Here is a 12,000-nt window from a genome sequence, read left to right on the forward strand (position 1 = left end):
CCTGCGATCTCAAGAGCAGGGTTGTCGCCGGGTCATGCAGCGACAAGTTGCGGCTGTCCGACAACGCCAGCGGAAACACTGCCACCCTACGCCTCTCCGCATTTTTCAGTTACAGCATTCCTGCACTTGCTTGTCCTAAGTGGAGAAGCAGATGACGTGAGGGGATAGCCCGGCAGGATCATGCTCGAGCAAGGCGCTATGGATGAGTGGTTCCGGCGGGAGGTACTGCCTCTCGAACGGTCGCTCGCGCGCTTCGTTCGGCGCAACTGGAGGGTGGACGACGAGGTGATGGACCTGGTGCACGACATCTATGCGCAGGCCTATGCAAGTGCGCGGAGCGGATTGCCGGTGAATACCCGGCAATATCTGTTCACCGTGGCGCGCAATCATCTGATCAACCGCGCCAAGCGAGCCCGGATCGTCTCGTTCGAACTGGTCGCCGACCTCGAGATGATCGAGCACCGCGCCGACCTGCTCGATACCGAGCGGCATCTGAACGCGCGCGAGGCCCTGCGCCGGGTGCAGGCGGGTCTGGAGAAATTGTCGCCGCGCGTGCGCGAGATCGTCTGGCTGCGCAAAGTGGAAGGGCTGAATGTTCGGGAAACCGCCGATCGGCTCGGCATCGGCCAGGATGCAGTCAATCATCAGGTGATGATGGGTATGAAGGCGTTGGCCGATCACATGCTGGGCGGCGCCGGGCGGATCGTGCGCAGTCGCCCTGCCTCGCCCCGAGAGGAGGCGGACGGATGAGCCGCTTGCGCAAAGCCCAGGAACGCGCCGCGCAATGGATCGTCGCGCGCGAGGAGCCGGGCTGGACGAGCCGCGATCAGGCGGCGTTCGATGCCTGGCTCAACGAATCCGATTTCAACCGCATTGCCTGGCTGCGGCTCGACGAAGGCTGGCGCCAGTCGGACCGCATCCGCGCGCTAGGCGCAGGCGATGCAGCACCGGCCGATATGGCTGAGCCGACCGGTCTGGCCCACGTTCCCGATCGTGCCTCCGCAGGGCGCTGGTGGGTGCCGCATGCGATCGCCGCATCACTGGTGGCCATAGTCGGTTTGGGCTGGTTCAACATTCAGCTCGACCTCGACCGGCCCGCAGCCACTGTCGCCACCAAATATGAGACGACGGTTGGCGGCCGTCGGATGGTCGGCTTGAACGACGGTAGCCGCATGGAACTTAACACCGCATCGGCGGTCCGGGCCGCAGTCGGTACAGAGCGCCGTGAGATCTGGCTCGATCGTGGCGAGGCTTATTTCGAGGTGGCCCACGACCGGACACGCCCGTTCATCGTCCATGCGGGCGGTCGCCAAGTGACCGTCCTCGGCACAAAATTCTCGGTGCGCCGCGACGGCGACAAGGTGATCGTGTCGGTGCTGGAAGGACGGGTACGCGTCGACGACATCGGCAGCGCGGGTATCGGCCGCTCGACTACGATCGCCGGCGGCGACATTGCCGTGGCGCGGGGACCTGCGACCCTGGTCACCGCCAAGTCCGAAGAGAGGGTGGAAGGAGCGCTGGCCTGGCGCGAAGGCATGCTCAGCTTCGACCAGACGCGGCTCGCGGACGTCGCCGCCGAGTTCAATCGCTACAACCGAAAGCAATTGATCGTCACCGGCCCCGACGCGCCGGACATGCAGATCGGCGGAACCTTCCCCTCGTCGAAGCCACGCGCATTCGTCGCACTGTTGCGTGACGCTTATGGCGTCAGGGTCGAGGAATCGGAAGAGGCCATAAGAATTTCCGACTGAGCATTACAGCGAATCACTGCATCCTTGTCTTGAGTCCTCGACAGCGCGCTCTGCAAGAAGGGTCGTCAGGTGGAGGGTAAATGTGTGAGCAAACCATTTCGCGGCACCGATCGTGACCGGCATATACTGGGCGCCTTTACCATCGATGCGGTAGGGCAGAGGCCGTGGCGTAAAATTTAGCACAATATTCGATGGCATTGTTCGAGTTGCTCTCCCTGAGCCGGTTCCGACGTCGATCACACGCCGATGAATAGCATTATCCCAGGTCGCAACTCTTGCGGCGGGACTTCCAAGACTTTGGAGTTGAAATGAAAACGGACCTCCGCGACTCACCTTTGTTCGACGAGGCTAAGGCGCTTCACGTCGCGGCGCGCCAGCCGGGCACCGGCCGGATCAGCGATGCCGCGGAAGTCTCCGTGTCTCCGGATGGAAAGAAAGCCGTGTTCGCCGGGACGCTGGCGGAGGCCTTGGAGGGCACGCCGAAGGCACGGATCTGCCTTACCGAGTTGGAAGGCGGCGAGACGCATGTCCTGACATTTGGGCCCAATTCCGACCGTTCGCCGAAATTCTCACCCGACGGACGCCATGTCGCCTTCCTGTCCGACCGGCGAAAGGGCGGTGATTTCCAGCTTCATCTCCTCGACCCGATAACCGGCGCCGCGTCGGCGACGCCGCCGGTCGATGGCTGGGTCGAATATCTTCATTGGTCACCGGACGGCTCCCGCATCCTCCTCGGCGTCGCCGGACATGGTGCCGATATCTCCGGCGGCCAGGGGGCGGTCGCGAGCAAGCAGGCGGACAATAGCCTGCCGTCCTGGATTCCGGACGTGCAGACGGGGGACGAGGCTTTCAGATGGCGGCGGGCCTATGTCTACGATCTCGACAGCGGGTCCGTACGGCAGGCGAGTCCCGATGGCATCAACATCTGGGAGGCGGCCTGGTGCGGGAGGGGGGCGATCGTGGCGGTGGCTTCCCCGGGACCTGGGGAAGGCCTTTGGTACAATGTCGGGCTGCAGGTGATCGATATCGAAAGCGGTGATAGCCGCGAGGTCTACCGGCCCGATGATCAGCTCGGTTGGCCCGCGGCTTCTCCATCCGGCAAATGGATCGCCGTCGCCGAGGCGATTTGCAGTGACCGCTGGCTCGTCGCGGGCGACCTGCGCATCGTAGAAACCCAAGGCGGAGAGATAAGGAAGGTCGATACCGGAAATATCGATGTCACTTATGCGGAATGGCGATCGGACGACACGCTCCTCATCGCTGGCCACCGCGACTTCGAGACTGTTGTGGCGCTTTACGACGCGAATTCGGGCGCGTGCGAGGACGTGTGGGCGAGCGACGAGGTGACGGCCGGGGGGCGCTATATCCAGGTGTCGGGATTCGGGGATCCGGGCGATTGTGTGCTGATCGGCGAAAATTTCACCCGGGCGCCAGAGATCGCGATCATTCGCCACGGCGAGTATCGTTGCGCAAAATCACTGGAGGTCGGGTTTGCGGATGAACTGAACGCTCTGGATAGCGTGGAGAAGGTCGTTTGGAATGCACCCGACGGTCTCGAAATTCACGGCTATCTGCTGAAACCGAAGGGGACGGGACCGTTCCCGACCATCCTGCACGTCCATGGCGGGCCTGTCTGGCATTGGCGCCCGACATGGCTAGGCCGAGGCGGAATTCCGTTCCTGATGCTGTTGAAGAGAGGATATGCGATCTTCTATCCCAACCCCCGCGGCTCGTCGGGACGCGGCCAGGCTTTTGCCCGTCATATCATGGGCGACATGAACGGCGCGGAGACCTACGATTACCTTTCCGGTCTCGATGCGCTCGTCGATCGCGGGATCGCAGATCCCGACCGCATAGGCGTCACCGGCGGCAGCTACGGCGGCAACATGACTTCCTGGCTGGTGACGCAGGACGCGCGCTTTGCGGCGGCCGTCTCTGTCGCGCCGCACACCAACCAAGTGACTGAACGCCTCGTCTCCAACATCCCGCATTTCATGGATATGATTCTGCAGGATGATTACACCAATCCCGGAGGCAAATATTATACCCGCAGCGCGATCATGTTCGCCAAGAACGTGACGACCCCGACCCTCAACATTGCCGGTATTCTCGACAAATGCACGCCGCCCGAAGAGGCCGTGCAGTTTCACAACGCCTTGCTCTTCAATGGGACCAAGTCCGTCCTCGCCGTCTATCCGGAGGAAGGCCATGGCATTCGAACGTTTCCGGCGGTGTTCGACTATTGCGCGCGACTGGTCGGGTGGTTCGAAGACCATATCGAAGGGAGATCATGACATGCGGCGTCGAACTTTTTTGACGGCGGTTGGCGCAGGCGCCATTGCTTCGGCTGCAAGTGCGGCCCCTTTGGGGCGGCGGGCTGGTGCGGCGTCTCCAAAAGCGGCCAATTTCGTGGTCGACGGAAGCGATGCCTCGACGCTGAGCGAAAAGTATTTGGATCTGGTCAAAGCAGGCGGCGTGGACGTCGTCCTTGCCAATTCGATCACCAGCCTCCTCGACTTCGCCCAGACCTTCGACTTCATTGACAAGCATGGCAGTCGTGTCGCGCTGGTTCGAAATTTCTCCGACATCATCAATGCAAAGCGCGACGGCAAGGTCGCCTGGATCCTGGGCTGGCAATTTGCCGACGCGCTTCAAGCGTCCGAGGGGAACAATTGGACCAGTATGCCGCCTCAGACCGCGCTTCGTGCCTATTACGAGCTTGGGCTTCGCTGCGTGAACCTGGCCTATAATCTCGGCAATCAATTTGCCGGAGGTTGCCTCGACCCGACCATGCCCCTGACGAAGGCGGGCCGCTATTTGGTTCAGGACATGCAGGAGATGGGCATACTCATGGATTGCGGCGGCCATAGCGGCGAGCAGTCCAGCCTCGACATCCTATCGCTCGCCAAGCGGCCCGTCGTTTGTACCCATTCCAACGCAAAGACGCTTAACGACAATCCGCGCTGCACCAGCGATCGCGTGATCGAAGGGATCGCTCGGACCGGCGGCGTCTTCGGCCTTAATGTGATCAGCACGTTCCTCACTTGGGGCTACAAAGATGTGAAAAAGGACAGAGTTCGTCAGCGTCCACCGGTGGCGACCATGGATCGCTTCCTCGACGAGATAGATTATCTGATGCGGCTCGTCGGGCCCGACCATATCGGCCTTGGTCCGGACTTCGTCCACGGTCGCGGCACCTTCAAGGTGGATCCTGAAAAGTCATTCTCTTTCCCGATCGAGATGACCTACGGGGAGGATGGGATCGAATATGTCCGTGGGTTTGAGGATATCAGCAAGATCGGTAACGTTCGCGCGGGCCTGATGAGCCGCAACTATTCCCAGGAGAATATCGACAAGATTCTCGGCGGCAATTGGATGCGGGTCTATCAGGCGGCCTGGAACGCCTGAATTGGCGGGGCGGACCGTGGGACCAGCCGACGCAATTGCTTCAGCCAAGCCTGGAGATGCAGACTGGCAGAACGCCGGTGAAGCGAGGACGGCCTATTGGGTCTTGTTCGTCGTCACCGCGGTCTATGCCCTTAATATTGCTGATCGCTACGTTCTTTCTACTCTGATCGAGCCGATCCGGGCGGAATTCCAGCTGTCCGACAGTGCGTTGGGATTAGTCACCGGCGTCGGCATGGCTATTTTCTACGTCACTGCCGGTATTCCGCTCGGCATGTTGGCCGACCGCGTCAACCGAAAAAAGATGATCGCCGCGGCGCTGGCGGCCTGGTCGGCAATGACCGCCGTGTGCGGCTTGTCCCAGACGTTCCTGCAGCTTCTGATCGGCCGCATGGGTGTCGGCATCGGCGAGGCCGGCGGCACGCCGCCGTCGCAATCCTTGCTGGCCGACTATTTCCCGCGCCACCGCCGCCTAGTGGCTACCTCGATCTTCGCGATTGGCGTGCCGATTGGTTCCGCAATCGGTGGGATTGCCGCGGGAATCATCGCCGAAGCCCATGGTTGGAGGACGGCCTTGCTGGCTGCGGGAGCAGCAGGGATCCCGATCATTCTGCTGCTGCTGACAATCAACGAACCAAAGCGGGGGCGCTATGATTCGGTGCCTATGGCGGGATCGGCGAAGCCGCACAGTCTACGGGAGACGCTTGGCTTCATTCACAGCCGCAAGTCGCTGTTTCATATCTTTGCAGGCGGGACGATCGCGACCTTTTCGGGCATGGGTCTGATCTGGTGGACACCGGCATTCCTCGCCCGTTCGCACGGCCTGTCGGTTGCCGAGGCCGGGGTAGAGGTTGGAATGATGAACGGCATCGGCGGCGGGCTTGCACTTGGGGCATCGGCCTTGCTGATGATCTGGCTGTCTCGCAAGCCGATGTCATGGCAATGTTATTTCACCGCCCTCATCACTGCTGCGATCACCATTCCGGCAATGCTTGCGCACTGGTTCGCGGATCGAAATCTTGCCTTGTTGTCGCTCTGGCTCTTCATCCCCTTGGCCAACGTCTACATCGGTCCTTGGCTCGCCCTCATTCATAACCTGGTCAAACCGCAGATGCGGGCCGCTTCCGTCGCGATCAGCCTGTTCACGGCGAACGTGGCCAATTTAATCGTTGCTCCGCAAGGGATCGGAACCTTGTCTGATCTCATAAGGCCTTATCTTGTGAACCCGGAAGAATCCTTGCGGATCGCCCTGCTCATCAGCGCGGTATCCGGATTGTGGGGTGCCTATCATTTCGTGCGCGCCGGCAGGGAAATCGATAGGGAGTGACGCCGCTCAGGACGCCGGGCTTGCAATTCGCCTTCGCGAAACCGGCCGGCCGGAGACATGATGGACTTTCGGATGGGGGCAGCAAAGACGCTCCCCGGGGTTCTTCGTGATCATTTGCGGCTATAGGCGGGGTATCTCGGTTTCGCCTCAGCCTCGCCCCACTAAAAAAATCGCCTTCAGCATTACAGCAATACGCTACTGCATTGTCTTGAATCTCCAGAAGACCGTGAGAGCGCGGTGATTTTGGGGGAGGACGATATGAACATTCGAACGATCGCGGCCGCACTGTCCGTCGGCACCTGCATAGCGGCGCTGGCAGTGCCGGCTCATGCGCAGACGACGAATTACGACATACCTCAGGGAAGCCTGAAGGCAGCGCTCGACGCCTATGGCCGTCAATCGGGCCGGCCGGTAATTTATCGCGCGGACGACGTGCGCGGCGTGAACACTCGCGGTTATCGCGGCACCGCTTCGCCCGATCAGGCGCTGGAAGGATTGCTTGCCGGAACCGGCTTTACCGCGCGCGCCGGCGATGCCGGATCGGTTGCGATCGTCCGTGCCGAGGTTGGCGGGCCGAGCGCTGAAGACTCCAGCGCCGATGAAAATGGCGCAGGTGGCGAGATCGTCGTCACAGCCCGCAAGCGCGAGGAAACTCTGAGTGACGTGCCGGCCGCAATCACGGCATTTTCGGGTCGCGATCTGGAGGATATCGGCGCCGACGATTTCGACGATTATGCGCTCCGCGTCCCGGGCCTCGGCTTCACCAGCCTCGGCGCCGCCGGTCCGCGCGGCATCGGACCGCAGATCAATATTCGAGGCCTCCCGGACACCGGCTATTATATCGGTGAGACGCCTATCCCCCCCAGCAATCTCAAGCTGGTCGACATCAATCGCGTCGAGGTGCTGAAGGGACCGCAGGGGACCCTCTATGGCACCAGCTCCATGGGCGGCCTCGTCAAGATCGTGCCCAATGTCGCCAATGTGCGTCAGTTGGAAATGCGCGGCGAAGGCACGCTCTCTTCAACCAAGCATGGCGGACTCAATTACGACGTCAATGCCATGATCAATGCGCCGATCATCGAAGATCGGCTGGCCCTCCGCATAGTCGGTTACAAGCTGCGCAAGGACGGCTTCATCGACAGGGTGCCGGCGACCGACGCGTTCGGCGGACTCGATCTCGGCGCGATCGAGGAAGACGTCAATGTCGAGAAGGTCTGGGGACTGCGTGCCTCGCTTGTCGCGCGTCCGACCGATTGGCTCGACATCGAGTTGAACGCGCTGCACGAGAATCAAAAGTCGGAAGATGTCGGCTTTTATGACACTTTCGTCCGCGACGTGACGGGGAATTTCGGAAGGCTTTTGCCAATCAAGGAGCCCGTCGAGAACAAGATTTCGCTCTATAATCTGACCCTTCGCGCCGATGCCGGCATTTTCGACATCACTTCGGCAACCTCGCTTTACAAACTCGATTCCTATTCAGTCGAAGATCGGACTTTGCTGGGCAATTTCTATGTCGGTCTTCTGACGGCGCAGGGGCCGTCGATCGTCAGCTCCCTGGTCGCGGCAGGACTGCTGCCCCCCGGCAGCACCGTCGTCAGTCCGGTCAACAACAGCTTCTTTTCCGTCGGCTCGAACAGCACGGACCTGGACACGAAACGCTGGATCCAGGAAATTCGCTTGTCGTCCAAGGCTGGAGGACGGCTGAACTGGACGATCGGGGGATTCTTCCAGGATACCTCGACCACCAACCTCTTCTTCGGTGAAATTCCAAACGCCGCAGCGGCCGCGACGCTTTCTGTGAACGCGCCGGGGATTGGCCTGATCCCGTTTCCGCTCCTCGTTAACGACATCGTCATCAACCGGCTTTCGGACAGTGACACGCGCGAGCTCGGCCTGTTCGGCGAGGCCAGCTACGACTTCACCGACCAGTTCACGCTTACGCTCGGCGGACGCCTTTACAAGACGAAATTCGCGTCAGTCCTTACCGATCTGTCGTCGAGCATTTTCGTCCCGACGGTGCAGAATTTTCCGCGCGCCAGCGTCAGTGACTCCGGCTTCGCGCCAAAGGCGAATTTGAGCTTCAGGCCGGACGAGGACACTATGCTCTATGCCCAGGTGTCGAAGGGCTTCCGCGCCGGCAGCTTTACCAATACCTCGGCCTTTTCCCCGCTTTGCTCTGCCGAACTGGCTCAATTCGGCATCACCCGTGGCGACATCGTGCCGCTCAAGTCGGATACCCTTTGGTCTTATGAAGGCGGCGCGAAATTCTCGCGCATGAACCGTCGCCTCTTCGTCGACGCTGCGGTCTTCTACAATGACTGGTCGGACTTGCAGCAGCTCTTCCTTCTGAGCTGCGGTGTCGGTTTCAACGTCAACGCCGGCAAGGCCCGGTCCTACGGCGCCGAACTTTCGATCGAGGCACGTCCGGCCGAAGGGCTGACGCTCGGTTTTGCTGGCGGTTATCTGAACACGAGGATCACCGAGGGCGATCCGCGCGCAACGCTCCAGGTCGGCGACAGCTTCAACCTCTCGCCGAAATGGATGTTCGCCGCCAATGGCGAATATCGCTTTCCGCTCGACGGTATCGGCGAAGGCCTGAACGGCTATTTGCGCGCGGATTATCAGTATCAGGGTCGGACGACGTTCGATTTCCAGAATGCGCCGACCAGCCAGAAGCCGTCGCTGGATGTCGTGAACGCTCGGATGGGTCTCGTCTCCGATCGCTGGGAGGCGGCACTTTTCGTGGACAATCTGTTTAACGAAGAATCGATCCTCGCCGACTTCACGCTGAGCGCCGTCGGCACTCCCGTTCCGATCGGCACCAACAATCGGCGCATCCGGCCGTTCACGCCGCGCACGATCGGGATCAACGTCAGTGTAAAATACTGATCCGATTTTACTTTCGTTCTAAGTCGATGGCGGCGGTCCGCGGACATTGCTTTGCGCCATTCCGCCGCCATCGGCACCACGATTCCCATGCACGCGCTGAGGCCGGTGGTCTCAGGCCGATCGGAATATCCCGCGACAGGCAGATGGTGAGGCAATGAAAAATGGTTACACCTTGGCGGGCTGGCTATTCACGGCGTTCGTGATGGCTGGGCCTGGATCTGCCCAGCAAGGCGCCACGCTCGAACCTTATTCGTCGCCGCAACTTACGGCGAAGGATTATGATCAAGCCAGGCACCTTCTCGACGCGGCCGAACGACCCATCGTCAAGAATATCGCGGTCGTTCCAAACTGGACCGGCGATGGCGATCGATTCTGGTACCGGAAGGATGGGGAAGACGGCACAATCTTCCAGCTCGTAGACGCTCGGACCGGCAAGCGATCAACGGCGTTCGACCATGCAAATGTGGCGGATGGCCTGGCTCGTGCATCCGGAAAAAAGGTTTCGCCAGCCAATCTGCCCTTTACCAGCTTTCGTTACGGATCGGATGGCAAGACGATCGAATTCAGCGTCTTCAATAGCATTTGGCGTTGCTCGCGCACCGAGGCGGACTGCGCAGCTTCACCTCCCGCCTTTCCGGACAATCATGCCGTAGCGCCGGATGGGCGAAAATCGGTCTTTCGACGCGATCGAAACCTATGGATGAAGACCGACGGAGGCGCCGAACGGCCGCTGACCCGGGATGGCATCCAATTCAATGAATATGGCTATGTCTGGGGCGATTCCCAAGTCTACGCGTCGTTCGAATCCATGGCCGGTGCGGTACCGCCCTTCCTTGCCTGGTCGCCGGATTCCAGCAAATTCCTGACCCATCGCATCGACGAAAGCCGTGTGGGCGATATCACGCTTTGGCAGGGTGCGCCGCCAGATGGCGCCCGCCGGCCGAAGGTCACGACGATCAAACAATCCCAAATCGGCGACGCAGAACGGGAGATCACCACCTATATGATCTTCGACGTCGCGCGCGGGACGCGGATCGACGTGACCAATATCCCTTCCGGCATGGAGCTCGATCCGCTCGGCGGGATGCGCGCGTCGATGGCGGAATGGACCCCGGATTCCAAATTCGTCTACGTGATGGCGCGCGATCGTCACCACCGGCGCATAAGCGTGTTTCGCGTCGATGCCGCGTCGGGTGAGGCTCAGCCGGTTCTCGAAGAGACGAGCCCGACCTTCATCAGCCTGAATGGCGGCTATGGCGGCGGCCTCGCCGTCACGCACAAGGTGATCGATCAGGGCCGCCAAATATTGTGGTTCTCAGAGCGCGATGGCTGGGGCCATCTCTATCGCTACGACCTCGCTTCTGGCGAGTTGCTGAACCCGGTGACGTCGGGCCCATGGGTCGTCACCAACATCGTCGATGTCGATGAGAAGGAAGGGATCGTCTACTTCCTTGGGGCAGGACGGGAGAAGGGTCGGAACCCTTATCAGAATATCCTCTATCGGGTTAAACTCGACGGCAGCGATCTGAGGCTGTTGACGCCCGAGAACGCAGACCATGAGGTCTTTGCGGCTGCTGTCCCCGCGCGGCCGGGCGTGCCCGCGCGCGCCGCGCTGTCACCCAGCAAATCCTTCTTCGTCGACCGCTATAGCCGGGTCGATACGACCCCGGTGTCCGTGCTTCGTTCGACGGAGTCCGGCGAGGTGCTGATGACGATCGAGGAAGCGGATCATTCCGCGCTTGCGGGTGGGAAGTGGACCCGGCCTGTGCCGTTCGTAGTCAAGGCCCGCGACGGCAAAACAGATATTTTCGGTACGATGTACCTGCCATCGGACTTCGACAAGACGAAGAAATATCCTGTGATCGACAATGTCTATCCCGGGGCGCATTTCATCGTCCCCGACGTAAGGGCATTCTCTCCCCGTTATTATTATCGTCAGGCCCTGGCCAATCTTGGCTTCATCGTCGTCAACATGGACGGCCTCGGCACGACTGGCCGCGGCAAGGCCTTTCACGACCTGTCCTACGGCAATCTCCAGGACGGGCCGGGTCTACCGGACCATATCGCGGGGATGAAGGAGCTTGCGCGATCCCATCCGCAGATGGATCTCGATCGGGTTGGTGTCTTCGGCCATTCGTCGGGCGGTTACGGCGCCGCCTTGGCAATGCTCAAGTTTCCGGAATTCTATAAGGTCGGGGTCGCGAGCGCGGCCGCAGTCGATATGTGCGGTGCCATCCCGCTGATGCTGGACAAATGGCAGGGGCCACCGCAATCGGGCGTGCCCTATTGCGACCAAGTTGTGCTCGCGAAAATGGCGCCGAACCTCCGCGGCAAGCTGCTGATCGCGTATGGCGACATCGACGAACATGTTCCTCCGGGAAGCGCCATCCAGCTCATTGACGCGCTGACCCGAGCGAACCGCGACTATGACTTGATCGTCATGCCCAATCGCACGCACGGCTTCTCCCAGGATCGCTATTTCCTGCGCCGCATGTTCGATTATTTCGTGCGGAATCTGCTCGGCAGCGAACCGCCAGCAAATGCATCGCTCGCCGATCCGGAACAATGAGGCGATGCCGAAAATCCAATCTTTCCGGCGAATGGACTGCGCGGTCGAGCCAACTCCGC

7 protein-coding genes are annotated in these 12,000 nt (G+C 60.8%); all 7 read left to right on the forward strand.

What is annotated here, in order from left to right; translation table 11 throughout:
- Positions 1 to 198 precede the first annotated feature (198 nt).
- The 7 genes from RQX22_RS07300 to RQX22_RS07330 all read left to right on the forward strand — a co-directional run bounded on the left by RQX22_RS07300 (position 199) and on the right by RQX22_RS07330 (position 11,941).
- Positions 199 to 750, forward strand: coding sequence for an RNA polymerase sigma factor (locus RQX22_RS07300; protein ID WP_315725058.1), 552 nt, complete (start codon positions 199 to 201; stop codon positions 748 to 750).
- Positions 747 to 1,751 carry a FecR family protein gene (locus RQX22_RS07305; RefSeq protein WP_315725059.1) on the forward strand — a complete coding sequence of 335 codons (1,005 nt, stop codon included), beginning with the start codon at positions 747 to 749 and terminating at the stop codon, positions 1,749 to 1,751. The genes RQX22_RS07300 and RQX22_RS07305 overlap by 4 nt, the downstream gene beginning before the upstream one ends.
- A 308-nt stretch (positions 1,752 to 2,059) precedes the next feature.
- Positions 2,060 to 4,045 (forward strand): S9 family peptidase, encoded by a 1,986-nt coding sequence (locus RQX22_RS07310; RefSeq protein ID WP_315725061.1) that lies wholly within the window; start codon positions 2,060 to 2,062, stop codon positions 4,043 to 4,045.
- A gap of 181 nt (positions 4,046 to 4,226) precedes the next feature.
- Positions 4,227 to 5,159 (forward strand): dipeptidase, encoded by a 933-nt coding sequence (locus RQX22_RS07315; protein WP_315725063.1) that lies wholly within the window; start codon positions 4,227 to 4,229, stop codon positions 5,157 to 5,159.
- Between the two features lie 16 nt (positions 5,160 to 5,175).
- On the forward strand, positions 5,176 to 6,483 hold the full coding sequence (locus RQX22_RS07320) for an MFS transporter (protein WP_315725065.1): 1,308 nt from the start codon (positions 5,176 to 5,178) through the stop codon (positions 6,481 to 6,483).
- A gap of 258 nt (positions 6,484 to 6,741) precedes the next feature.
- On the forward strand, positions 6,742 to 9,372 hold the full coding sequence (locus RQX22_RS07325; RefSeq protein ID WP_315725067.1) for a TonB-dependent receptor domain-containing protein: 2,631 nt from the start codon (positions 6,742 to 6,744) through the stop codon (positions 9,370 to 9,372).
- 154 nt (positions 9,373 to 9,526) lie between these two features.
- The gene (locus RQX22_RS07330; protein WP_315725069.1) at positions 9,527 to 11,941 is read left to right on the forward strand and encodes a S9 family peptidase; all 2,415 of its coding nucleotides are present in this window, start codon (positions 9,527 to 9,529) and stop codon (positions 11,939 to 11,941) included.
- Positions 11,942 to 12,000: the final 59 nt, after the last annotated feature.

The sequence above is a fragment of the Sphingosinicella rhizophila genome (assembly GCF_032378825.1).
Taxonomy (GTDB): domain Bacteria; phylum Pseudomonadota; class Alphaproteobacteria; order Sphingomonadales; family Sphingomonadaceae; genus Allosphingosinicella; species Allosphingosinicella rhizophila.

Excerpts from the sequence above, each read along its gene's own strand:
- RQX22_RS07300 (WP_315725058.1), top strand. The coding sequence starts at position 199 with ATGGATGAGTGGTTCCGGCGGGAGGTACTGCCTCTCGAACGGTCGCTC.
- RQX22_RS07305 (WP_315725059.1), top strand. The coding sequence starts at position 747 with ATGAGCCGCTTGCGCAAAGCCCAGGAACGCGCCGCGCAATGGATCGTC.
- RQX22_RS07310 (WP_315725061.1), top strand. The coding sequence starts at position 2,060 with ATGAAAACGGACCTCCGCGACTCACCTTTGTTCGACGAGGCTAAGGCG.
- RQX22_RS07325 (WP_315725067.1), top strand. The coding sequence starts at position 6,742 with ATGAACATTCGAACGATCGCGGCCGCACTGTCCGTCGGCACCTGCATA.
- RQX22_RS07330 (WP_315725069.1), top strand. The coding sequence starts at position 9,527 with ATGAAAAATGGTTACACCTTGGCGGGCTGGCTATTCACGGCGTTCGTG.